The sequence below is a fragment of the Streptomyces sp. CA-142005 genome, assembly GCF_050942335.1.
Taxonomy (GTDB): domain Bacteria; phylum Actinomycetota; class Actinomycetes; order Streptomycetales; family Streptomycetaceae; genus Streptomyces.
Window position 1 is genome coordinate 2420183 of record NZ_CP192078.1, and the last position, 22965, is coordinate 2443147.

At 72.5% G+C, this 22965-nt stretch carries 20 protein-coding genes and 6 tRNA genes; 9 read left to right on the forward strand and 17 right to left on the reverse strand.

What is annotated here, in order from left to right; all coding sequences use genetic code 11:
* Window positions 1–10: 10 nt before the first annotated feature.
* The 6 genes from ACQPXS_RS11545 to ACQPXS_RS11570 all read right to left on the reverse strand — a co-directional run bounded on the left by ACQPXS_RS11545 (window position 11) and on the right by ACQPXS_RS11570 (window position 6022).
* On the reverse strand, window positions 11–889 hold the full coding sequence (locus tag ACQPXS_RS11545) for a carbohydrate ABC transporter permease (protein ID WP_433449146.1): 879 nt from the start codon (window positions 887–889) through the stop codon (window positions 11–13).
* Window positions 886–1845, reverse strand: coding sequence for a carbohydrate ABC transporter permease (locus ACQPXS_RS11550; protein WP_433449147.1), 960 nt, complete (start codon window positions 1843–1845; stop codon window positions 886–888). Before ACQPXS_RS11550 ends, ACQPXS_RS11545 begins: the two co-directional genes overlap by 4 nt.
* Before the next feature lie 11 nt (window positions 1846–1856).
* A complete protein-coding gene (locus tag ACQPXS_RS11555; protein WP_433449148.1) occupies window positions 1857–3143 on the reverse strand; it encodes an ABC transporter substrate-binding protein in 1287 nt (428 codons plus the stop codon).
* 247 nt (window positions 3144–3390) lie between these two features.
* Window positions 3391–4380: an alpha/beta fold hydrolase gene (locus tag ACQPXS_RS11560; RefSeq protein ID WP_433455793.1), complete on the reverse strand. Its 990-nt coding sequence runs from the start codon at window positions 4378–4380 to the stop codon at window positions 3391–3393.
* 1012 nt (window positions 4381–5392) lie between these two features.
* Window positions 5393–5464 (reverse strand) — tRNA-Val (locus ACQPXS_RS11565).
* Window positions 5465–5548: 84 nt separating this feature from the next.
* The gene (locus tag ACQPXS_RS11570) at window positions 5549–6022 is read right to left on the reverse strand and encodes a TIGR02611 family protein (RefSeq protein ID WP_433449149.1); all 474 of its coding nucleotides are present in this window, start codon (window positions 6020–6022) and stop codon (window positions 5549–5551) included.
* Window positions 6023–6213: 191 nt separating this feature from the next.
* Here ACQPXS_RS11570 and ACQPXS_RS11575 point away from each other — a divergent pair, with 191 nt between their 5' ends.
* Both ACQPXS_RS11575 and ACQPXS_RS11580 read left to right on the forward strand, forming a co-directional pair.
* Window positions 6214–6627 carry an SsgA family sporulation/cell division regulator gene (locus tag ACQPXS_RS11575; RefSeq protein ID WP_004002642.1) on the forward strand — a complete coding sequence of 138 codons (414 nt, stop codon included), beginning with the start codon at window positions 6214–6216 and terminating at the stop codon, window positions 6625–6627.
* 282 nt (window positions 6628–6909) lie between these two features.
* Window positions 6910–7470 carry a CGNR zinc finger domain-containing protein gene (locus ACQPXS_RS11580; protein WP_351619923.1) on the forward strand — a complete coding sequence of 187 codons (561 nt, stop codon included), beginning with the start codon at window positions 6910–6912 and terminating at the stop codon, window positions 7468–7470.
* A 131-nt stretch (window positions 7471–7601) separates the two neighbouring features.
* Here ACQPXS_RS11580 and ACQPXS_RS11585 read toward each other — a convergent pair whose 3' ends face one another.
* The gene (locus tag ACQPXS_RS11585) at window positions 7602–7754 is read right to left on the reverse strand and encodes a hypothetical protein (RefSeq protein WP_165289388.1); all 153 of its coding nucleotides are present in this window, start codon (window positions 7752–7754) and stop codon (window positions 7602–7604) included.
* A gap of 212 nt (window positions 7755–7966) precedes the next feature.
* Complete coding sequence (locus ACQPXS_RS11590) at window positions 7967–8404, reverse strand: hypothetical protein (RefSeq protein WP_365332238.1); 438 nt, start codon at window positions 8402–8404, stop codon at window positions 7967–7969.
* 233 nt (window positions 8405–8637) lie between these two features.
* Here ACQPXS_RS11590 and ACQPXS_RS11595 point away from each other — a divergent pair, with 233 nt between their 5' ends.
* A complete protein-coding gene (locus tag ACQPXS_RS11595) occupies window positions 8638–9162 on the forward strand; it encodes a DsbA family protein (protein WP_433449150.1) in 525 nt (174 codons plus the stop codon).
* A gap of 26 nt (window positions 9163–9188) precedes the next feature.
* Here the strand turns inward: ACQPXS_RS11595 and ACQPXS_RS11600 are convergent, their stop codons facing one another.
* From ACQPXS_RS11600 to ACQPXS_RS11610, 3 genes are all read right to left on the reverse strand, one after another.
* Window positions 9189–10013, reverse strand: a complete 825-nt coding sequence (locus ACQPXS_RS11600; protein ID WP_433449151.1) for a GNAT family N-acetyltransferase — start codon at window positions 10011–10013, stop codon at window positions 9189–9191.
* A 79-nt stretch (window positions 10014–10092) separates the two neighbouring features.
* Window positions 10093–10914, reverse strand: a complete 822-nt coding sequence (locus ACQPXS_RS11605; protein ID WP_351804420.1) for an aminotransferase class IV — start codon at window positions 10912–10914, stop codon at window positions 10093–10095.
* Window positions 10911–11966, reverse strand: a complete 1056-nt coding sequence (locus tag ACQPXS_RS11610) for a chorismate-binding protein (RefSeq protein ID WP_433449152.1) — start codon at window positions 11964–11966, stop codon at window positions 10911–10913. Before ACQPXS_RS11610 ends, ACQPXS_RS11605 begins: the two co-directional genes overlap by 4 nt.
* A 178-nt stretch (window positions 11967–12144) precedes the next feature.
* Between ACQPXS_RS11610 and ACQPXS_RS11615 the strand changes: the two genes are divergently transcribed.
* The 5 genes from ACQPXS_RS11615 (at window position 12145) to ACQPXS_RS11635 (ending at window position 12622) form a co-directional block, all read left to right on the forward strand.
* Window positions 12145–12217, forward strand: a tRNA-Gly gene (locus ACQPXS_RS11615).
* Window positions 12218–12255: 38 nt separating this feature from the next.
* Window positions 12256–12329 (forward strand) — tRNA-Cys (locus ACQPXS_RS11620).
* A 1-nt stretch (window position 12330) separates the two neighbouring features.
* Window positions 12331–12402, forward strand: a tRNA-Val gene (locus ACQPXS_RS11625).
* Window positions 12403–12449: 47 nt separating this feature from the next.
* A tRNA-Val gene (locus tag ACQPXS_RS11630) sits at window positions 12450–12521 on the forward strand.
* Window positions 12522–12550: 29 nt separating this feature from the next.
* A tRNA-Val gene (locus ACQPXS_RS11635) sits at window positions 12551–12622 on the forward strand.
* A 47-nt stretch (window positions 12623–12669) separates the two neighbouring features.
* Here ACQPXS_RS11635 and ACQPXS_RS11640 read toward each other — a convergent pair.
* The 3 genes from ACQPXS_RS11640 to ACQPXS_RS11650 form a co-directional block, all read right to left on the reverse strand.
* The gene (locus ACQPXS_RS11640) at window positions 12670–12954 is read right to left on the reverse strand and encodes a zf-TFIIB domain-containing protein (RefSeq protein WP_351804416.1); all 285 of its coding nucleotides are present in this window, start codon (window positions 12952–12954) and stop codon (window positions 12670–12672) included.
* A gap of 80 nt (window positions 12955–13034) precedes the next feature.
* Complete coding sequence (locus ACQPXS_RS11645) at window positions 13035–13997, reverse strand: phosphotransferase family protein (RefSeq protein WP_433449153.1); 963 nt, start codon at window positions 13995–13997, stop codon at window positions 13035–13037.
* 233 nt (window positions 13998–14230) lie between these two features.
* Window positions 14231–14407 carry a hypothetical protein gene (locus tag ACQPXS_RS11650; protein WP_228618820.1) on the reverse strand — a complete coding sequence of 59 codons (177 nt, stop codon included), beginning with the start codon at window positions 14405–14407 and terminating at the stop codon, window positions 14231–14233.
* 603 nt (window positions 14408–15010) lie between these two features.
* On the opposite strand from ACQPXS_RS11650, the gene ACQPXS_RS11655 reads away from it, so the two are divergent.
* A complete protein-coding gene (locus ACQPXS_RS11655; RefSeq protein ID WP_433449154.1) occupies window positions 15011–16429 on the forward strand; it encodes a protein kinase domain-containing protein in 1419 nt (472 codons plus the stop codon).
* On the opposite strand, the gene ACQPXS_RS11660 is transcribed toward ACQPXS_RS11655, so the two are convergent.
* From ACQPXS_RS11660 to cobT, 3 genes are all read right to left on the reverse strand, one after another.
* Entirely contained in the window at window positions 16396–17214 is an 819-nt protein-coding gene (locus tag ACQPXS_RS11660; RefSeq protein WP_433449155.1) for a TrmH family RNA methyltransferase, read from the reverse strand. The genes ACQPXS_RS11655 and ACQPXS_RS11660 overlap by 34 nt on opposite strands.
* 73 nt (window positions 17215–17287) lie before the next feature.
* Window positions 17288–18532 carry a uroporphyrinogen-III C-methyltransferase gene (cobA, locus tag ACQPXS_RS11665; RefSeq protein ID WP_433449156.1) on the reverse strand — a complete coding sequence of 415 codons (1245 nt, stop codon included), beginning with the start codon at window positions 18530–18532 and terminating at the stop codon, window positions 17288–17290.
* Window positions 18533–18685: 153 nt separating this feature from the next.
* Window positions 18686–22648: a nicotinate-nucleotide--dimethylbenzimidazole phosphoribosyltransferase gene (gene cobT, locus ACQPXS_RS11670; protein WP_433449157.1), complete on the reverse strand. Its 3963-nt coding sequence runs from the start codon at window positions 22646–22648 to the stop codon at window positions 18686–18688.
* Window positions 22649–22965 lie beyond the last annotated feature (317 nt).

Consider the following 22965-nt stretch of genomic DNA (forward strand, 5'->3'; position numbering starts at 1 on the left):
GCCGGTCGCCTCAGCCCTTCAGTCCGGAGGTCGCCATCCCGTCGATGAGGTATCGCTGGAAGGCGAGGAAGAACAGCAGCACGGGCAGCAGCGCGACCAGGGACATGGCGATCATGCCGCCGTAGTTGGCGGCCACGCCGTCGGAGTCGCGGAACATCATCAGGCCCAGGGAGACCGTGTACTTGCCGGGCTCGTTGAGGTAGATCAGCGGGCCCATGAAGTCGTTCCAGGCGTTGATGAAGGTGAAGATCGCGCTGGTGATCAGCGCGGGCCGGCACAGCGGCAGCACGATCGACCAGTAGATCCGCAGATGCCCGCAGCCGTCGAGCCGGGCGGCCTCGTCCAGTTCGCGGGGCAGGTTCCGCATGAACTGCACCATGAGGAAGACGAAGAACGCCTCGGTGGCGAGGTATTTGCCGATCAGCAGCGGGGCGTAGGTGTTGATCCAGCCCAGTTTCTGGAACATCACGTACTGCGGGATCAGCAGCACGTGGTACGGCAGCAGCAGCGTGCCGATCATCAGGGAGAAGAGCAGGTTGCGCCCGGCGAACCTGATGCGCGCGAAGGCGTACGCGGTCAGCGAGCAGGAGATCAGGACGCCGACGACGGCACCGACCGCGTAGACGAGCGAGTTCTGGAAGAAGGTCCAGACGCTGATATCCGCTATGCCGTCGGCGAGGCCCTTGAAGTTGGACAGGATCGGGTGGGACGGGACCAGCGTGAGGCTGTTGATGATGTCCTTGCTGGGCTTGAACGAGGCGCCGATCACCCAGACGACCGGGTAGAGGATGACGGCCAGGATCGCCAGGGCGCCGAGGTGCCAGGCGAGCGAGCGGGTGCGCTTGCGGGTGAGTCCCCCGCCGAGGGGCTTGGTGGTGGTCGCACTCATCGGGCGTCCTCCTCGTAGTGCACCCACTTCTTCTGGGACCAGAAGAGGACGGCCGTCACCAGGGCCACGGCGAGCAGCAGCATCCAGGCCATGGCGGCGGCGAAGCCCATCTGGGCGTTCTTGAAGCCCTGCTGGTACAGGTAGCAGGTGTAGACGAGCGTGGCGTCGGCCGGCCCGCAGGAGGTGTTGGAGACGACATAGGCCGAGCCGAAGATCTGGAAGGAGTGGATGGTCTCCAGCAGGACGTTGAAGAACAGCACCGGGGAGATCATCGGCAGCGTGATGTTCCAGAACTTCCGGAACGGGCCCGCCCCGTCCATCTCGGCGGCCTCGTACAGCTCCTTCGGCACCTGCTTCAGGCCCGCCAGGAAGATGACCATGGGTGCGCCGAACTGCCACACCGTCAGCGCGACCAGGCAGTACAGCACCCAGTCGGCGTTGCCGACCCAGCCTCCGACGTGCCAGCCGAAGAACGTCTGGGTACGGTCCACGATCGCGCCGTCGGAGAACAGCGACCGCCAGACGAAGCCGACCGAGACGCTCGCCCCGATCAGCGAGGGGGCGTAGAAGGCGGCCCGGTAGAAGGCCTGGCCGCGGCGGCTCTGCGCGAGCAGCAGGGCGACCCCGAGGGCGAGCAGCAGCTTCAGCGGGGTGCCGATGACGACGTACTTCGCCGTCACCTCCACCGACTTCTCCCAGCGGGGGTCGTCGAACATTTTGGTGAAGTTGTCGAACCCGACCCACTTCGGCGTGTTGAAGAGGTTGTAGTCGGTGAACGCGAAGTACAGCGAGGCGACCATGGGGCCCGCGGTCAGCAGCAGGAAGCCCGCGATCCACGGGGACATGAAGAGGTAGCCGGCGAGGTTCTCGCGCCGGCGGCCCGGCCGCCCCGAGGTGGCGGTGGCGGCCGGGCGTGCCTTGCGGGTGGCGGGCACGGAGTCCTTGACGAGCGTCACGGCACGTCCCATCAGGCCTGGAAGGCGGCCTCGGACTCGGTGAAGAACTGCTTCACCGCGTCCGCGACCTTGGTCTTTCCCTGTCCGAGGTCACCGCCGATGCGCAGGAAGGCGGCCTCGACGGTGTCCGCCCCGGAGGGGTGCGGGGTGATCGTGCCGAGCACGCCCGCCTTGGCGGTGTCGACCTCGTACTGGGCGATCTCCTTGTTCACCGCATCGGTCGGCTTGTACGCGTCGTACTGCTCGGTGCCGGCGAGGATGCCCCGGTCGTAGCCCATGATCCTGCCGACCTCGGGGTCGTGGACCATGAAGTCGATGAACTGGGCGGCCTCCTTGGGGTGGGAGGTGCGGGCGGAGGCGCTGAGCATCAGGGAGGCGAGGTACTGCCCGGTGTGCTTGCCGTCGGTGGTGGGGATCGGCGCGAGACCGTAGGTGCTGTCGCCCTCCGCCGAGTAGCGGACGGTGAAGTTGTCCCAGGTGAACTCCGAGGCGCCGTGACCTGCGGAGAGGGAGGACTTGGGCATGTCCTGCTGGACGGCCTTCGGGTCGGTGACGATGCCCGCCTTGACGCGGTTGTAGCCGTCGGTCCACCACTCCGTCAGATCGGCCTTGTCGAAGCCGAGTCCGTCCTTGGTGAAGAAGGCCTTGCCGTTCTGGCGGAGGTAGAGGTCGTACAGGTACATGATGGTGAAGTAGCCGGTGTCCCCGGGGACCTTCGTCCTGTCGTGGATGGTCTTCAGGGCCTTGAAGTAGTCGTCCCAGGTCCACCCCGGGTGCGGCTCGACGCCGGCCTTCTGGAACACCTTCTTGTCGACGACGAGCGCCATGGTGTTGGAGCCGACGGGAATTCCGAGCTGCTTTCCGTCGACCTCGCCGACCTTCGTCACGCCTTCCCGGAAGTGATTCAGGGTCAGATTACCTGCCTGGACCTGTGACTTGAGGTCGAGGAGAATTCCTCGCTTGTCGTATTTCCGGAGAAAGGTGACGGCATTTTGGAAAACGTCCGGGGGATTTCCGCCGGCGGCCTGGGTCTGGAACTTCTCCCAGAAGGACGCGTACGTCTGGAAGTCGGTCTTGACCTTGATCTTCGGGTACTTCTTCTCGAAGAGCGCGATGGTCTGGTTGATCTTCTTGGCCCGCTCCTCGGCACCCCACCAGGAGTAACGGATCGTCACCGTCCCGTCCCCGGAGCCGCTTCCGCCTCCGCACCCGGTCGTCGCGGCGAGCCCGAGCGTGGCCGCCGAGGCCCCGGCCGCCTTCAGGATCGTACGCCTCTCAAGATTCCTGCTGGTTCCCATGGTGGGGCCCTCCCCGCAGCGTCGTCTCCGCCGTCATGAAGCCGTCATGAGCGCGATCATGAAGCGGTCATGAATCGTTTCAAGTAAGCGCTTGCTGGCACAAGTTACGGAGGGGTCCGGGGTGCGTCAATGATTCGGACAGGATTTTCTTGCCGACGGCACGGGTCCGGAGCCGGTCTGCCGGCCGTTTGCGCAGGTGAGCGGCGTGTGACCGGCAGACCGAACGGAGGGGCCGGGCGGGTGGGGTTCAGCTGGGCAGGGCGGCCAGCCAGTCGATCAGGATCCGGTTCGTCTCCTGCGGACGCTCCTGCTGGACGAAGTGGCCGCAGCCGTCGAGGACGTGCGAGCCGAGCAGGCCGGGCAGGGTCTTCGGGTACGCCTCGACCGCGTCGGCCAGCCAGGCGAGCGAGGCGTCCAGGGCGCCGCCGACGAACAGCGAGGGCTGCGTGATCGGGGCCCCCGCGTGACCGGCCAGGTCCGCCCAGTCCCGGTCCATGTTCCGGTACCGGTTCAACGCCCCGGTCATCCCGGTCCGCTCGAACTCACCCGCCAGAAAGTCGAGGTCGTCCGCGCTCAGCCAGGCGGGCAGCGAGCCGGCCGGGAAGCGTTCGCGCAGGGTGCCGCCGCGGCCGACGAAATGCGGGTCGGGGGCGCCCGGCGGGGGCATGGTGCCGGCGGACAGGGCGGCGTAGAAGCCCGCGAGCCAGCCGCGCACGTCCGGCTCGATCTCCGCCTCGGCCCGGCCCGGCTGCTGGAAGTACGAGACGTAGAACTCCTCGTCCCCGCCCATCCGCGCGAAGACCTCGCTGGGCCGCGGGCCGCCGGGCGGGGCGTACGGCACGCCGAGCAGAGCCACGGCCCGGAACACGTCGGGCCTGGTCAGAGCGGAGGTGGCGGCGATGGTGGCACCCCAGTCGTGCCCGACGACGACCGCGGACTCCTCCCCCAGGGCCTCCACCACGGCGACGTTGTCCGCGACCAGTTCGAACATGCGGTACGCGTCCACGGCCCCCGGCTTCGACGAACGGCCGTACCCCCGCACGTCGACGGCCACGGCGCGGTAGCCGGCGGCGGCCAGGACCGGCAACTGGTGCCGCCAGGAGTACCAGGACTCGGGGAAGCCGTGCACCAGCAGCACGAGGGGGCCGTGACCCTGCGCTACGAGATGCAGGCGTCCGGCTGGGGAGGGGACCAGGTGGTGGGTGGGGGTGGGGGCATGGGCGGGGGGCTTCGGCATCGGGGCTCGCGGGGAGGTGGGCTCGGGCCGCATGGGGGCTCCTTGGCGCTGGGGGCGTGGGCTCTTTGGGCGCGGGGGCGAGGGTCAGGGCCTCTTGGGGTCGCTGGTGCCTGGGTGCCGGGCACGGGTGCGCGAGTCGGCGGACTGCCGGCCTGGGGGACGCAGGTCGGCGGGCTCTGGAGCTTCTGTCGGTTTGTCGGCTTGGGGCGTGTGGGCAGCCGGCTGTCGATTTGTCGGTCTGTCGAGCCGTTGGCCTGGTGAGCTGCTTCGGCTTTCTGCTGGTCGGGACGGGTATGAGAGGGCCCGAGCGATGCGGGGTGGGTGGCGGTGCACCGGTTGTGGATGCGGTACGACGACGACTTGGACGGCCGTACCGGTGCGGTTGAGCCGGTTCCGACGATGGTGCGGTGAACGGACCGGTGGGCACGAGGGATGTTGCCGGTTCGGCAAAAGGGCGGGCAGCTCGCGCGCCCTCGGCGCACGGAACCTTGCGGGCGGCGGGCGCCGGTGCAGGCGTCCCTGCGGGCGGCGCGCCGACGCGCAGGGGTGGGACCGCGACCAGCGAGGCGGGCTCGGCGACTCGGGCACCGGCCGCCATGAGCCCGGCCGATCGCCGACCTCGACGGAGGCTGGGAAGCGCCGCTCGCCCCCCGAGCCGGAGCAGGGGACGGAGGTGGTGCTCACACCTGGTAGTCGGCACACAAGGCGCCAGCGCCGCCGCTCTCGCCACCAAGCCCGCACGGCAGACCCGGAACCGCAGCCCCCACCCGAAGACGCCACACAAGGCCCGACACCGCCGCTGACGCCGCCACAGCCTGCACGCGGCCAAGAACGGAAGCCCGCACTCGGAGTCGGCGCACGAGGCGCTGACGCCGACGCTCGGCGTCGAGCCCGCGACGAGACCCGGATCCGGGCCCCACCCTGGGTCGGCCCGCGTGGGTCCGCAGGGCCGTTCGGACGGGTATACGCCGACGACCCACCTGCTCTTTCGCAGGTGGGCCGTCGGTCCGGGTGGGCGATACTGGGTTCGAACCAGTGACCTCTTCGGTGTGAACGAAGCGCTCTCCCACTGAGCTAATCGCCCGGGCGCAGGAAGAACATTACCCCATGTCAGGTGGTGCTTCCGACCAGCGGGCGGGGCGCCGGACGCCCGGGCCGCGGAGCCGGGTCACTGGTTCTTGATCTTCCACGGCATGACGAGACCGAACTTCCACATGTAGATCCCGACCAGCACGGCAACGATCGCCAGCCCGACCACGGTAAGCGTGATGTTGCGGCGCCGCACCTTGGGGTCCAGGGCCCGCTGGGCGACCTCGGTGACCTTGCGCTTCGTCCAGCGGAGCACGAGCTGGGCCCAGACGAACTCGGTCGCCCAGATCGCCATGCCGCCGAAGATCACCACCCAGCCGGGTCCCGGCAGCGGCAGCATGACGATGCCGGCGCCGACGACGGCGAGGCCGACCACGAAGACGCCGACCTGCCAGCTCAGGTGCAGCAGCCGGCGGGCCTTGATGAATTCCGGCGCCCGGGAGCCGAGCCCGCCACCCGTCTCGCGCCCGGTCTGCCCGGATTCCTGCCGGTCCGCCCTCGCCTTGTCCGCCGCCACGATGACCTCGCCCGGCTCGTCACTCCCCGTATTCATACAGACAAACCCTACCGGAGTGAATCCAGTCACCGGAATGGTCGTAGATCTCGTACGAGTTCTCGGCCGGAAGAGTTACGTAAACACACGCAAAACCCTCAGAGGGGTTTACAACGGCATCGTAGGTGGCATGTCGATTTCGCCGACGTGCGAATCCCCGAGCGCACACTGAGCGAAAGGCCCTGGCGCTTATGAACACCACGGTCAGCTGCGAGCTGCACCTGCGCCTCGTTGTGTCGAGCGAGTCCTCCCTGCCTGTCCCCGCAGGCCTGCGGTACGACACGGCCGACCCCTACGCCGTGCACGCCACCTTCCACACCGGAGCCGAGGAGACCGTCGAGTGGGTGTTCGCCCGCGACCTCCTCGCCGAGGGGCTTCACCGGCCCACCGGAACCGGCGACGTCCGTGTCTGGCCGTCGCGCAGCCATGGTCAGGGGGTCGTGTGCATCGCCCTAAGCTCCCCGGAGGGGGAGGCCCTGCTCGAGGCCCCGGCGCGGGCCCTGGAGTCCTTCCTGAAGCGAACCGACGCCGCCGTGCCGCCCGGCACGGAGCACCGGCACTTCGATCTGGATCAGGAGCTCTCGCACATCCTGGCGGAGAGCTAGGTCGCGGCCTACGAAAAGCAGCCCGGCGCCGTCCACTCGGGGAGACGGCTCGGGCCAAGACAACCGCATACGGCACAGCCCGGCGCCGTCACCGTGACTGATTTACGCGGGACGGCGCCGGTCTGTACGCCGGTTTCCGCCGCGGGCGGGAACCAGCTCGGGCGCTGAGGCGTTCCACCGGCAGTCGAGGTCGGGCGGGGACCGGTGCGGCGGGCGGCGTTGTCGCTACCATCGGCCAGCATCGGCGGGCGTCCGCCCGACCCTCAGGCCAGGGAGCGAAACGTGCTGATCACCCACGACACCCGGTGCGCCCTCGACACCGTGGTGGATCTGGTGAACACCGCGCCGGAGGACGACGCGGCGGCCGACGGACTGCCCGATGTCCCGGCTCTCGCGGATTTCGTACGAAACCACGAGATCAGCGATGTCGGCGTGCTGTCGGAGTTCGATCTCTCGGCGGTGCGCAGGGTCCGGGGTCGCTTCGCGGCGATCTTCGCCGCGCCCGACGCCCGCTCCGCCGCCGGGCTGATCAACGAGCTGGTCGCCGCGGCGGGCACCACCCCGCGCCTGACGGACCACGACGGCTACGACTGGCATGTGCACTACTTCGCACCCGGCGCCTCCGTGGCCGACCATCTCGCCGCCGACTGCGGCATGGCGCTCGCCTTCTTCGTGGTGGCCGGGGAGCGGGAGCGACTGCGGCGCTGCGAGGCACCGGACTGCCGGCGCGCCTTCGTCGACCTCTCCCGCAACCGCTCGCGCCGCTACTGCGACAGCCGCACCTGCGGCAACCGACTGCACGTCGCCGCGTACCGGGCCCGCCGCAAGGAGGCGACGGGCTGACCTCGCCGCGTACCGGCCGACGGCACACCCGTCGCCGGGCGGACCGGCCTGCACCGAGCCAGTTCGGCTCCGGACGTGAGGCCGGGGCGACGTCGGTCCCGGCGGGTGGCGCCGGGACGGACGTGTACGGCTCACAGCAACAGCAGGTCGTGCAGCGCAGCCATGAGGAGCAGACACCCGATCACCGCAAGGAAGATCATCAGCGGTGGCTGGGATAGGGCGAAAAGGCACCCGCGCGGCTCGTCCTTCGGCGGCGCGGCCTCGCTCTGTCTCGTGTCCAGCATCTCGCCGCAGATCATGGCGCAGGAGGGGCCCCGAACGCGATCTAGGTACACGTGGATGCGGGAGTTGCCGGATATCGCGCCGTTCCGTCCGGCTTGCTTCCGGTTGTGAACGGTTCCGGTCGTCCGCGCGACACCCTGCGTCGTTTCAGTCCGAGGGCGTCAGCCTGAGACCCACGACGCAGTCGTGACGCCGCCCCTCGGCGTGCCGCCGGTCATATGCCGTGCTTCTTGAGGATGGCCTCGATGTCGCTGAAGTCGTCGCCGGCGCCCGTCGCGCGCGGGGCGGAGCCGGTCGCGGGCCGGGTGGCCGGGCCCAGGGAAGGCGCGGAGGCCCCGGGGGCCACGGCTCCGGAGCGGTCGCCGCGGGCCGCCTTGCGTTCGGCGCGGGTGCCGCCGCGCCGGCGCTCGACCGTCCGGGTGCCCGCGAACAGGAGCCAGGCCGCGCCCAGCACCCCGAAGCCGGCCCACGCGGTGGGGCTGAAGGCGGTGTCCGCGAGCCAGCCGACGACCCCGGTCATCACCAGGCCGACCGGCACCAGCGCATAGGCCGCGATGCGGGCCGCCGCGAGGAAACGCTTGCGGTAGGCCGTGACCACCGCGATGCCCAGGCCCGCCGCGGACACGGCGGAGCAGACGGTCTCGGCAATCATCCGGTCCTCCTGGCGGGCTCGGTCGGGGGGCGAGGCTCGGCGGACGTGGAACACCGGCACGGCGCCCCGCCTCCGTCCCCTCCATCCTGCACCTCCCCGTCCTCGCGATGCCATGCCCCCGGTGGACATCAGGGACATCTCCGGGTCGTCTCCTACTGGAGTGCCGGTGCGGTGCCGTACGTCCGCACCGTCCCGATTGGGTCGCCCGCGTCCGGCCTGGAAGACTGGTCGGCATGAGCGACTCCTCCCCCGCACGCACCGATGCCCTGGTCCTCGACGTCTGGTGCGAACTGCAGTGCCCCGACTGCCGCACCGCCCTGGACGACGTCCGCGCCCTGCGCGCCCGCTACGGCGACCGGCTGGAACTGCGGCTGCGGCACTTCCCGCTGGAGAAGCACAAGCACTCCTTCGCCGCCGCCCAGGCCGCCGAGGAGGCGCTGGCGCAGGGCCAGGGCTGGGCGTACGTGGAGGCCGTGCTGGGGCGGGTCGAGGAGCTGGACCGCAAGGGCGAGCCCTTCCTGGTCGAGGTGGCCCGTGAACTCGGCCTGGACGCCGAGGAGTTCGACACCGCGCTGATCGACGGCCGGCACATCCTGATCGTGGACGCCGACCAGGCCGAGGGCACGGCGATCGGGGTGACCGGCACCCCGACGTACGTCATCGGCGGCGAACGCCTCGACGGCGGCAAGAGCCAGGAGGGGCTGCGCACGCGCATCGAGGAGATCGCGGACCGGCTGCTCGGCGGCCAGGAGGCCTGAGCCCCACCGCAGGATCCCGGCGGCACCTACACCAGGGGCTTGGAGAGGGAGCGGGACGTCGTCTCGTAGCCCAGTGACTCGTACAGCCGCTCGGCCGGGGTGTTGCCCGCGAACACGTTGAGGCCGAGGACCGGCCGGCCGGCCTCGATCGCCTGGCGCTCGGCCAGCAGCATGAGCGAACGGCCGTGTCCGCGGCCGCGGTGGGCCGGGTCGGCCTCGACGTCGAACACGAAAGCCTTGGTGTCCTGCAGGGCCAGCCACAGCGTGCCCACCCGGGCCCCTTCGTGCTCCAGGACGCTGAAGACCATGCCGTCGGTGGCCAGACCCCGTGGCAACAGCCTCTCGTGGTCACCGCGAGCCTTGGCGCGGGCCGTGGCCTCGGGGAGACCGCGCTCGATCCACATGCGCGCGTAACGCTCGCTCTCGTCGGCCTGCCACGCGGCGAAATCGGCCTCGGTCATGGGCCGCGCCCGGCTGCCCGCCGGCAGTTCGGGCGGAGTGGTGCCGAGGCGCTTCTCCATGCCGCGGTTGCGCAGCGTGTAGCCGAGGGCGCCGAACAGCCGCAGGGCGATGCCGGCCGAGGCGGGGACCAGGGTCTCGATCTGCGTGCAGCCCCAGTCGCGCGCCACCTCCTCGGCGGCGAGCGCGGCCACCGTGCCCCGGCCGCGCCGCCGGTCGGGCTCGGCTATCCGCAGCTCGATGACGCGGGCCACCGAGTCGCCGAGGGACGGCGAGGTGCCGAGGTGGATCTCGCCTACGGGGCGGCTGTTCACACATACCTGGTAGCGGCGGGACCGGGTTCCGTCGGCGTTGCGCTGGAGCGGCTCGGTCGGCCGCAGAGTCGTGGTCATCACCGGTGTTCTACCCGCGGCCGACCGTCAAGTCAGCCCGTTTTCCGGAGCCGGGTGCCGCCGGCCCGGCCTGCCGGGCTCAGGGGTCGAGGTCCTGCCCGGACCGCTCGTCGAAGAGCCGCATGGCCTTGGCGGTCACCGGGCCGGGGGTGCCGGGCAGCTCGCGGTCGTCGACCCGGTGGACGGCCTGGATGTCGCGCAGGGTCGAGGTGAGGAAGACCTCGTCGGCGCGGAGCAGGACGTCCAGCGGCAGGTCGGTCTCCTTGGCGCCGGTCCACTCGACGGCCAGCGCGCGGGTGATGCCGGCGAGGCAGCCGGAGGCGACCGGCGGGGTGTGGATCTCGCCGTCCAGGACGACGAAGACGTTCGACCCGGTGCCCTCGCAGAGCTGTCCGACCGTGTTGCCGAACAGCGCCTCCGAGGCGCCGTGTTCATGAGCGCGGGCGAGGGCGACGACGTTCTCGGCGTACGAGGTGGTCTTCAGGCCGGTGAGGGCGCCACGCTCGTTACGGGTCCACGGGACGGTGATCACGGCGGTGGTGTCGGGACGGCGGGTGGTCTCGCCGAGGGCGACCACGAGGGTCGGGCCGTGCTCGCCGCGGTCGGAGCCGAGCGGGCCATGGCCGCCGGTGTAGGTGATCCGCAGCCGGCCGAGCGGCATCGGGTTGGCCTCGAGGACGGCCGCGCAGGCCTCGCGGACCTCGTCGTGGTCGGGGTCGGGCAGGCCGAGGCCCCGGGCCGAGCGGGTCAGCCGGTCCAGGTGCCGGGTGAGGGCGAACGGCCTGCCGTGGACCGCCTTCACCGTTTCGAAGATGCCGTCGCCGACGGTCAGCCCGTGGTCGAAGACGGAGACACGGGCGGATTCCAGGTCCCGCAGCCCGCCGTCCAGCCAGATCCTCATGACAACACCCCTCCACTTGCCTCGTACGCCCCCGACGCTACCGCGAGCAGCCGGGCAGCCTTCAGCTCGGTCTCCCGCCACTCCCCCTCGGGGTCCGAGCCCCAGGTGATGCCGGCGCCGGTGCCGAAGCACAGGACGGCCTCGGCGCGGTCGATCCAGAAGGTGCGGATGCCCACGGCCAGCTCGCCGGTGCCCCGGTCGGCGTCGACCCAGCCGATGCCGCCGCAGTACGGTCCGCGCGGGGCCGTCTCCAGAGCCTCGATGATCGTGAGGGCGCTCGACTTGGGCGCACCGGTCACCGAGCCGGGCGGGAAGGCGGCGGCCAGCAGCTCCGGCCAGCCGGCCCCGTCCCGCAGCTCGCCGCGGACCGTGGAGACCAGGTGGACCAGGCCCGGGTGCTTCTCCACCACGCACAGATCGGGGACGGCCACGCTGCCGGTGGCGCAGACACGCCCGATGTCGTTGCGGACCAGGTCCACGATCATCACGTTCTCGGCGTAGTCCTTCTCCAGGAGGTCCGCCTCGGTGCGTCCGGTGCCCTTGATCGGCCCGGACTCCACGACACGCCCGTGACGGCGCAGGAAGAGCTCGGGCGAGGCGGTGGCGATCTCCACGCCGTGCTCCGGGAGCCGGATGGTCCCGGCGTACGGCGCCGGGTTGCCGCGGGCCAGCAGGGCGGTCAGGGCGTCCACGTCGGCGTCCGGGGCGACCGGCGCGCTGAGCACCCGGCAGAGGTTGGCCTGGTAGACCTCGCCGGCCGCGATGTGCTCGCGTATCCGCCGGACGGCGGCCGTGTACGCGGCCCGGTCCAGGGAGGAGGTCCAGTCCCCCACCGCCGGTCCCCGCCAGCCGCCCGGCACCGGGGCGGGCACCGGCTCCTCGCGTACGTCCGCGAAGCGGGCGCAGGTCAGGCGGCCCTCGAAGTCCGCGCATACGGCCCAGAAGCCCGCGGAGTCCAGGGCGGCCGGATCGCTGGTCACGTCGAGGAGGCCGGTGGCGAGGCGGTCGCCGAAGCGGGCCAGGGGAGGGAGTCCGGAAGGGTGGTGAAGCACGTGGTCGAGTCTAGGTCGGGTGTCCGACAGGTGGCCCCGGGATGTCCCGGGGGCGGCTGTGACGACGGGGTCCGCCGGGGGCAGCGCAGCACGCTGCGCAAACGCGTTTTTGTACTGGCCCGGGAATCCGCTAGAGTTCAACACGTCGCCGGGACGCGCAAGCCGACCGAAACGACAGGCGGACGTAGCTCAGTTGGTAGAGCGCAACCTTGCCAAGGTTGAGGTCGCGAGTTCGAGCCTCGTCGTCCGCTCGAAGGAAGAAGGGGTCATCCCGATCCCCTACACTCCTGGTGGAGTGGCCGAGAGGCGAGGCAACGGCCTGCAAAGCCGTCTACACGGGTTCAAATCCCGTCTCCACCTCCAAGGACGATTAGCTCAGCGGGAGAGCGCTTCCCTGACACGGAAGAGGTCACTGGTTCAATCCCAGTATCGTCCACTGGATCTTCTCGCAGGATCCATGGATCTTCTCGAAGATCCCTACCCGCGCGATTAGCTCAGCGGGAGAGCGCTTCCCTGACACGGAAGAGGTCACTGGTTCAATCCCAGTATCGCGCACTGTCCGTGACCCGCGGGTCACCGGCTGCGGACGATTAGCTCAGCGGGAGAGCGCTTCCCTGACACGGAAGAGGTCACTGGTTCAATCCCAGTATCGTCCACACACCAGGAAGCCCCCGGTCTCGCGACCGGGGGCTTCTTCGTGCGCTCAGCTGGAGAAGAGCATGTGCGCCCAGCTCTTGTGGTGACCGTGATGGCCACCGTGGTGACCGCCGTGGTGACCGCCGTGCGGGGCACCCCAGGCGGGCGCGGGCGCCGCCGGGTACGCCTGCGGGGCGGGCGGGACGGGCTTGGACCACTGGGCCTCCAGCTGGGTCAGCGCCTCCAGCTCGCCGTAGTCGAGGAAGATGCCGCGGCAGCCGCTGCACTGCTCGATCTGGACGCCGTTGCGGTTGTAGGTGTGCATCGGCGCGTGGCACTTCGGACAATGCATGGTCGGCTCAACTCCTCGCCGGTCGGTCCCGCTTCGTGCTTCCCCAGGACAGACTCCGTCCAGTCCTGGCCGGTTGCAGCCTAGTCCGTGATTTCCGGCGCCAACTGGTGCGGAATTGGGACCATTCGGGCACATGCCTCGACGACCGCCTGTTCCACCTCGTCCAGCGGACGGCCGGCCGTGAGGGCCTTGGTGACGGCGAGGGCGGCCGTCTGCACGGTCAGCGCGCGGGCCGGGACGTCCAGGGCGGGCCAGGGATCGCCGGCCGCGGGTACGGCCGGGCCGCCGGCCCGCTGGTACGTGCCGAGGAAACGGGTCCACTCGTCCGGCGGGAGGAGCCCGCAGGCGTACCAGGCGGCCGGACGGGCCAGATCCCAGGCCGGCGCACCGGTGCCCAGGTCGTCGACGTCGATCAGGCGCCACGGGCCGCGCGGTGCCGGGTGGCGGACGAGCTGGCCGAGATGCAGGTCGCCGTGGCAGAGGGCGGGCGGGCCGGGCATCGGCGCCTCGGCACGGGCCCAGGCGGGAAGGCCGGCCCAGGCGGCGAGGACGGGACCGGCCGCCGTATGGGGCTCGGCGCGCAGGGCCGAGCGCAGCCGGGCGACGGCACGGGCGGCCTTGACGGGGCCGCGCATCGGGGGCAGGCCGGCGGGCGGGGGCGTGCGGTGCAGACGGGCGAGGAGGGCGGCGGTGGCCTCCCAGGGCGCCGCGTCCGGGTCGTCCGGGTCCACGGGGGCGCCGTACGGCCAGAAGGTCACCAGGCGGTCCCGCACGGGGCTGGGGGCCGGGGCCAGCGGCGCCAGGAGGACGTCCGGGAGGCGGGCGGCCACGGAGAGGCGCCGGGTCAGCTCCGCGCGGTCCGTACCGGGGGCGTGGGCCTTCGCGACGGTGTCGGCGTGCCGTACGACGGTGGCGTCGGGGCGGTCGGCGAGGAGCGCCGGGCCGGCCGCGCAGACGCAGGGGGCTCCGTCGTCGTCCGGGTGCGCGGCGGCTCTGGCCTTTGCGGTGAGCGCGGGTATGAGGGCGGGGCTGTCTGCGTTCAACGGTGCCTCGGGAAGGTGGGCTGCGGACCTGAGCGTACTGCCGCCGGGAGCGCGCCCCACGGCGTGACCCCGCTGCCGGGCCCGAGAAACGTCCCGCGCCCCGAAAACGGCGCATGCCGGCGCAGCTCCCCAGCTGCGCCGGCATTTGTGCCGTCCGCCGCACCCCCGTCCCCACGGGGTTTCCTGGATGGATGTCCCCGCCCGGACCGCTCTTCCGGGCCTGGGGTCGCCGCTCAGCGCCCCAGCATCGCACCCACGGACGACGCCTGTGTGGCCACCGTCTCCCAGCCGTCGCAGACGAGCAGGAGCAGGGCCGCCAGGGGAAGGGCCATGAGCGTCGCCACCAAGGGGTGGCGGCGGCCCGTCCGGCGCGGTGCGAACGCCGGGCGTCGCGGTGCCGTGTGGGCCATGGTCCCTCTCCTGACCGTGTCGGTTGTCGTCGGCAGCGGCGGGTGTCTGACCTCGGGGGACGAGTGCTGCACCCGCCGCTTGACCTCAAATCTAGGCGCGGGGCCGCCAACCGGCGTCATGCCCTCGTATCGATTGCCGGGCCTCCCCGAGGATGAGCCACAACTCGGGACGTACTCCCCTGGGTGGAGACGCGGGTCAGGGTCTCGGGGTCATCCCGGAAGGGGCCGCCCGCTGTGTCCGGCCATTTCCGAAGGGTCCGACGTCCACAATGAGTGACTTCGATCACTCCGGACGAGTGTGGGACCTGCGCCGCGTCCGGTGCCCGGCCCGTCCCGCACCCGGGTCCGCGGGCGGTGCGCGGTGCGTGCCGGACGGCCTCCCGAACCGGCACCACCTGCCGTCTCGCGACCTCAACGCCCGCTTCTGCTGGGCCGGTTGAGAGTGCCGTCGGCTCAAGAACCCCGTGCCCGCTTGCTTCCTGACCGCGTTTCACGTCGTACCGGCGGTGCGCACAATCCGTCCGGCCCGGAGGGCGCGGCCTCTGCGCGCAGGCGGCCGTGGAAACGTAAGCTGTGCCACGTCACAGGGACCGGGCAGCGGGGATGAACATGGCGATGATGCGCCTGAGGCGCGAGGACCCGCGCGTCGTCGGCTCGTTCAGGCTTCACCGACGGCTCGGCGCGGGCGGGATGGGCGTGGTCTACCTCGGCTCCGACAAGAAGGGGCAGCGGGTCGCCCTGAAGGTGATCCGGCCCGATCTGGCGGAGGACCAGGAGTTCCGGTCGCGGTTCGCCCGTGAGGTCTCGGCGGCCCGGCGGATCAGGGGCGGCTGCACGGCCCGGCTGGTCGCCGCCGACCTGGAGGCCGAGCGGCCCTGGTTCGCCACGCAGTACGTACCCGGGCCCTCCCTGCACGACAAGGTCGCCGACGAGGGTCCGCTGAGCGCGGCCGACACCGCGGCGGTCGGCGCGGCGCTCTCCGAGGGCCTGGTCGCGGTGCACGAGGCCGGTGTCGTCCACCGGGACCTCAAGCCGTCCAACATCCTGCTGTCCCCGAAGGGGCCGCGGATCATCGACTTCGGCATCGCCTGGGCCACCGGCGCCTCCACGCTCACCCACGTCGGCACGGCGGTCGGCTCCCCCGGGTTCCTCGCGCCGGAGCAGGTTCGCGGCGCGGCCGTCACCCCGGCGACGGACGTCTTCTCCCTGGGCGCGACCCTCGCCTACGCCTCCACCGGTGACTCGCCCTTCGGGCACGGCAGTTCCGAGGTGATGCTGTACCGGGTGGTGCACGAGGAGCCGCAGCTGCACGGCGTGCCCGACGCGCTGGCCCCGCTGGTCCGGGCATGCCTGGCGAAGGATCCCGAGGACCGGCCCAGCACGCTGCAGCTGTCGCTGCGGCTGAAGGAGATCGCCGCCCGCGAGGCGCAGGGCCTGACCGACGTACGGCCGCCGGCGCCGCGGGCCGCGGATGCGGACCGGCCCACCGGGCGCCTCGCCGACACCTACCCCGAGCAGCAGCGCACCCAGCGGCGCACCGCCCCCGGCACCCCGGTGCCGCGCGCCGGCACCCCCGCCCGGGGCGGTGCGCCCTCGCGCGGCGGAGCGCCCTCGCGGACCGGCAGCGGCCCGCGCGGCAACGGTACGGGGGCCCCCGCGCGGCCGGGCTCGGCGCGCCCGACCCCGACGCCGCGCGGCGGCACACCGCGCTCCGGCAGCGGCAGCCGTCCCGCCGCCCGGGGCGGTTCCGGGCGGCCGGCGCAGCGTACGACGGGCACCGGACTGCGGCCGGCCAATCCCCGGCTGCTGCGCCAGCGGCTGTTCGTGTTCGTCGTGGTGACCCTGCTGGTGGCGCTCGGCATCGCGGTGGCGCAGGGCTGCCAGGGCCCGGCCCGCGGCCTCGGCGGTCCGACGTCCGACCGGTACGGGGCCACGCCGCGCCAGGACTTCCCGAGGCAACCGGCGGTCCGGGAGCCGGCCGGGGAAGGTCAGGCCTCCGGGCGCCCGGTGGTCACCGCGTAGAAGGCGACCGCCGCGGCGGCGCCCACGTTGAGCGAGTCCACACCGTGGGACATCGGGATGCGGACCCATTCGTCGGCGGCGACCAGGGCCTGGGTGGACAGCCCGTCCCCCTCGGCGCCGAGCATCAGGGCCACCCGCTCCATCCGGTGCGGGGCGGCCTCGTCCAGGGCGCGGGCCTTGTCGTCCGGGGTGAGTGCGAGCAGGGCGAAGCCGGCCTCGCGGACCGACTCCAGGCCCTTCGGCCAGGTCTCCAGACGGGCGTACGGCACCGAGAACACCGCGCCCATGGAGACCTTGACGCTGCGGCGGTACAGCGGGTCGGCGCAGTCGGGCGACAGCAGCACCGCGTCCATGCCGAGGGCGGCGGCCGAGCGGAAGATCGCGCCGATGTTGGTGTGGTCGTTGACCGACTCCATCACCACGACCCGGCGTGCGGAGCGCAGCAGTTCGCCGGCCGTGGGCAGCGGCCTGCGCTGCATGGAGGCGAGCGCGCCGCGGTGCACGTGGTAGCCGGTGACCTGCTCGGCGAGCTCGGGGCTGACGGCGTAGACCGGGGCGGGAAGTTCGTCGATGACGTCGCGCATGACGTCGATCCACTTGGCCGAGAGCAGCATGGAGCGCATCTCGTAGCCGGCTTCCTTGGCCCTGCGGATGACCTTCTCGCCCTCGGCGATGAACAGGCCCTCTGCGGGCTCGCGCTTGCGGCGCAGCTCGACGTCGGTCAGGCCTGTGTAGTCGCGCAGGCGCGGGTCGTCGGGATCCTCGACGGTGATGAGATCGGCCACAGGGTGATACTGCCTTGTCCTGGGTGTGCTGCCAACGGCTGGGAAGGGGTGGGTTACCCCGGGTTACGCATGATCAAGCCAGAGGTCGGGCGGCCGGCTGCGGGCCGACCTGCACGACCTCGCCGATGACGATGACCGCCGGGGGCTTCACTTCCTCGGTCCGTACCGTCTCCGCGACCGTGGCGAGGGTGGCGTCGACGCGGCGCTGCGCGGCCGTCGTGCCCTCCTGCACCAGCGCGACGGGTGTCTGCGGGGACTTGCCGTGCGCGACGAGCGTCTCGGCGATCTTCCCGATCTTGTCCACGCCCATCAGGATCACGAGCGTGCCGGTGAGCCTGGCCAGCGACGGCCAGTCGACCAGCGAGCGCTCGTCGTCCGGGGCGACATGGCCGCTGACGACCGTGAACTCGTGCGCCACGCCCCGGTGGGTGACCGGGATGCCGGCCGCGCCCGGCACGGAGATCGAGCTGGAGATGCCGGGGACCACGGTGCAGGGGATGCCGGCCTCGGCGAGCGCCTGGACCTCCTCCATGCCCCGGCCGAACACGAACGGGTCGCCGCCCTTGAGCCGTACGACCGACTTGCCCTGCTTGGCGTGCTCGATGAGCGCGTTGTTGATGGCCTCCTGGGCCATGAAACGGCCGTACGGGATCTTCGCCGCGTCGATCACCTCGACGTGCGGCGGGAGTTCGTCGAGCAGGTCGCGCGGGCCGAGCCGGTCGGCGATGACGACGTCCGCCTCGGCGAGCAGCCGGCGGCCGCGCACCGTGATCAGGTCGGGGTCGCCGGGGCCGCCGCCGACCAGGGCGACGCCGGGGGTGCGGGTGCGATGGTGGGGCGCCACCAGGGTGCCGTCGCGCAGGCCCTCCACCACCGCGTCCCGGATGGCGGCGGTGTGGCGGGGGTCTCGGCCGCGCGCGTCCGTGGTCAGCACGGCGACCGTGACGCCCTCGCTGTGACCGGTGGCCGGGGTCCAGGCGGTCGCCTGGTCGGCGTCGTCGGAGCGAACGCACCAGACGCGGTGGCGCTCCGCTTCGGCGGAGGCGGCGGTGTTGGTCTCGGGGTCGCTGGTGGCGATGAGGGCGTACCAGGCCTCGGCGAGGTCGCCGTCCTGGTACGGGCGCCGGATCCAGGTGATCTCGCCCGCGTCCGCCATGGCCTCGACGGAGGGGGTCGCCTCGGGGGACACGACGACGATGTCCGCGCCGGCCGCGATGAGCGCCGGGAGGCGGCGCTGGACCACCGTGCCGGCGCCGAGGACGACCACGCGGCGGCCGGAGAGGCGGAGGCCTACGGGGTAGGCGGGGTGTTCGGCCATGAGGGACGGCTCCTCGTGCAGGGCGGTGCGGTGGGCCCGCTGCGGCGTCGGAGCGGCCCTGACGTGCGGATTTTAGCTGTGGACAGGGGTGAGGGCACGGGGTGGTCCGGCTGCTGGAACGCCGGACCACACCTCCTGTGACCCCGGTGACGCCTACTTCTCGGTGACCCCGGCCGAGTCGAACGTGGCCACCTCGTGCATCGCCCGCGCCGTGCTCTGGACCAGCGGAAGGGCCAGCAGGGCGCCCGTGCCCTCGCCCAGCCGCAGGTCCAGGTCGACCAGCGGGCGCAGGCCCAGCTTGTTGAGGGCGGCCACATGGCCGGGCTCGGCGCTGCGGTGACCGGCGATGCAGGCCGCGAGGACCTCGGGGGCGATGGCGCGGGCCACCAGGGCCGCGGCGCCGGCGCTGACGCCGTCCAGGATCACCGGCGTACGCAGCGAGGCGCCGCCGAGGAGCAGGCCGACCATCGCGGCGTGCTCGAAGCCGCCGATGGCCGCGAGGACGCCGATGGGGTCGGCCGGATCCGGCTGGTGGACGTCCAGGGCGCGGCGGACCACCTCGGTCTTGCGGGCGAGGGTCTCGTCGTTGATGCCGGTGCCGCGGCCGGTGACCTCGGCCGGGTCGGCGCCGGTGAAGACGGAGATCAGCGCGGCGGACGCGGTGGTGTTGGCGATGCCCATCTCTCCGGTGAGCAGCGCCTTGTTGCCGGCCGCCACCAGGTCGCGGGCGGTCTCGATGCCGACCTCGATGGCCGCCCTGGCCTCCTCGCGGGTCATCGCGGGGCCGGTGGTCATGTCGGACGTACCGCCGCGGATCTTGCGGGGCAGCAGTCCGGGGGTGGCGGGCAGGTCGGCGGCCACGCCCACGTCCACGACGCACACCTCGGCACCGACCTGGTTGGCGAAGGCGTTGCAGACCGCTCCCCCGCCCAGGAAGTTGGCCACCATCTGGGCGGTGACCTCCTGCGGCCAGGGGGTGACGCCCTGGGCGTGCACGCCGTGGTCACCGGCGAAGATCGCGACGGCGGCGGGCTCCGGGATCGGCGGCGGGCACTGCCGGGACAGGCCGGACAGCTGCGCGGAGATGATCTCCAGCATGCCGAGCGCGCCGGCCGGCTTGGTCATGCGCTTCTGGCGCTCCCAGGCCTCGCCGAGGGCCTTGGCGTCGAGGGGTCGGATCTGTGCGACGGTCTCGGCAAGCAGGTCGTGGGGTTCCTCTCCGGGCAGGGCGCGGCGGCCGTACGTCTCCTCGTGCACCACCCAGGACAGGGGGCGTCGCTTGGACCAGCCGGCCTGCATCAGCTCGGGCTCGTCCGGGAACTCGTCGACGTACCCGACGCACAGGTAGGCGACGACCTCCAGGTGCTCGGGAAGACCGAGCGCGCGGACCATCTCCCGCTCGTCGAAGAAGCTCACCCAGCCGACGCCGAGGCCTTCGGCGCGGGCGGCGAGCCAGAGGTTCTCCACCGCGAGCGCCGAGGAGTAGGGCGCCATCTGCGGCTGGGTGTGCCGGCCGAGGGTGTGCCGGCCGCCGCGGGTGGGGTCGGCGGTGACGACGATGTTGACCGGGGTGTCGAGGATGGCCTCGATCTTCAGTTCCTTGAACTGCTTGGCCCGGCCCTTCGGCAGCGACTTGGCGTACGCCTCGCGCTGACGCATCGCCAGTTCGTGCATGGCCCGCCGGGTCTCGGCGGAGCGGATGACGACGAAGTCCCAGGGCTGCGAGTGGCCCACGGAGGGCGCCGTGTGGGCGGCCTCCAGGACGCGCAGCAGCACCTCGTGCGGGATGGGGTCGCTGCGGAAGCCGTTGCGGATGTCCCGGCGCTCGCGCATGACCTTCAGGACGGCCTCGCGCTCGGCGTCGGCGTAGCCGGGCGCGGCGGGGCCGCTGGGCTGTCGTGCTTCCGCCACCGCGACCGTGCCCTCTTCCTCCTGGTCGGCGGCCCTGGTCTGCAGGTCCTCCGCGTGCTGGACGACATCCGGGGCCGCCGCGGACACGAGTTCGGCCTCGCGCGGTACCGGCACCGCGGCCGCCGGCTCCTGCGCGTCCTCCGTGGGCAGGACCAGGGGCTGCGGCGGGGTCGGCGCCAGGTGCGGGGTCGTGGGCACCTGGCCCTCGACCGGCACGAACTGCCCGAGCGGCTGCTCCGGGTGCGCCTCGAGCGGAACGTTGGACGGCAGCGGCTCGGCCTGCTCGGCGGTCTCCGGGTGCGCGGGGGAACCTTCGGCGGCGTCGCCCGGCGTGGCGACGGCCTCGGCGGGCTGCGCCTGCGGGCCGGCGGGCAGGTCCAGGCCGTGCGCGGGGGTCGTCTCGGCGGCTGCGGCGGCCTGAACGACCTGGTGGACCGCGTCCTCGGCAGCCGGCTCGGCCTGAGCCGTCGGCTGCGGCGCGACGGGGTGCTGCGCCGTGTCGGGCGCGGTCTCGGCCGTGGCCGCGACCGGCTCGGCCAACTGGGGGCCCTGCGCCGGGTAGGGCTGCGGAGCGGCGCTGCCGTCAGTGGCGTCCTCCGCCGGTGTGGGCTCCGGGGCATCGGCCACAGTGCCGGGCTCCGGCACGGCCGACGGCTCGGGCGCCGGTACGGCTTCGGCGGCGGGCTCTTCCTGGGGGGCGCCGGGCGCGTCCTGGACGGCGGCGGGCTGCGGCTCTGCGGCAACGGGGCTGTCCGGGTCCGGCTGTGCCGGGGCGGCGGCCCCGCCCGCGGCGGGGGCGGCCTCCTCGGCGAACTGGGCCGCGCCCGGCACCTGTTGTGCGGGATCGGAGTCCACCGCATCAGCCGCTGCGGCCTGCCCGGCGTCGGCGACCGGCGTGTCCTCGCCCTGCTCCGCGGCCTCGCCGGGATGGACGGGGGCCGAGGACTGAGCCGGAGCGGACGTCTCGGCGCCGGTGGCCGCACCCGCGTCCTCCGACACGTGACCGGGCACGGACTCGCCCGGAACCGCCTCGGCCTGGGCCGCGTGCGCGGCACCCGGATCGGCGGGGTCCACCGGCTCGGGGGCGGCGTCGGCCCCCGGCGCAGCCGCAGCCGGATCGGCTGCCGCGTCGGGCTCCACGGCGGCGGCCTGCTCGGCCTCGGGCGCCACCACGGCATCCTCGGCACCCAGGCCGGCCTGGGCCAGGGGCGCACCGGCACCGGCGGTGCCGTCCTCGGCGCCGAAGTCACCGTCCACGGCGGCCGTGACATCCACCGGCTGCGCACCGGTCGCGCCCTGCACACCCTCCGGGCCTACGGCCGCGACAGGGTCGAAAGCGCCCTCGGGCCCGTGACCCGCGACAAGCGGCTGGACGCCTTCGGGCACCGCGCCGGGAGGAGCGGCATACACACCGTCGTGGTCATGCACCGGCTGCATGCCGTCATGGCCGTGGACCACCTGCCCGGCGCCCGGTGCCTGGGCGGCGGCCTGGTTCGCGAGGCGGGCGACGGCGGCCTGGGCGGCGCCGGACGGGTCGGCCTGGGCGGCGGCGTCCGTGGAGGTGGCGGCCGGGTCAACCGTTTCGGCAGCCGGCGTCTGCACGCCGACCTGGGCCACCGCGGCCGGTGCCGGTACGGCGGCCTCGGCCACCGCGGCGGCGGGCGCCGCACCCCAGGGGGCCGCGCTCTGCGGCGCCATGTCGCGCAGTGGCTGGGCGTCGAGGTACTCGGGGCCGGCCGGCTGGGGCCCGGGCTGCCGTACCGGCGCTCCGGCCGGGCCGCGGTCGGCGAGGGAGCGGACCGGGCTGGCGGAGGTGTCGGGGATCGGCGGGCCGAGGTGCAGCGGACGGCGCGCCGGCTGCGGGACGGCCGGCTTCTCCTGCGGGGCCGAGAGGATGGGTGACGGCGGCACGGACGCCGGGGCCGGGTTCGGCAGGCGGACGCCGCTGAGGTCGACGGAGCCGCTGTCGCGGCCGGCCGTCTCGTGCGGGCCCGGCTCGTGGACGGCCTCGACGACCGGTTCCGGAGCGGGTGGCGGCACTTCGTTGCCCCACGCGCCCTGGGCACCCGGCAGCAGCAGGTCTTCGTCCTCGGCGGGTGCCTCGGAGAGGTAGGTGTACGCACCGTGCGCGGCGACGCCCGGCTGCTCCACCATGCCTGCGCTCTCCGGCTGCCCCTCGGCCGGGACCTGGCCGGTGTCGGTCATGCGTACCCCTCGCCCATCGGTTTAGTGCTCCTACGACCAGCTCACCCGGAACGGCGCACCGACCGCCCGTAGTGAAGAACGAGCGTCCGTGCCCAGCGGCACGAACGACCCTCCGGAAAAGGCGACAAAGCCATTCAGTGGCATTGTCCCGGCCGTTGCGCCGTCGCGACAGCATGATCCGCGACAGCGCGCTGTGGACTGCGCCACGTTGCGCGTCCTCCGGTTCCGCAGTACCACACCCACCCCAAAACGGGCGCGCTTTCCGGACATTGACGAACGAAGTTCCGGGCCGCCCGGTGTGGCACAACGATCGGCCA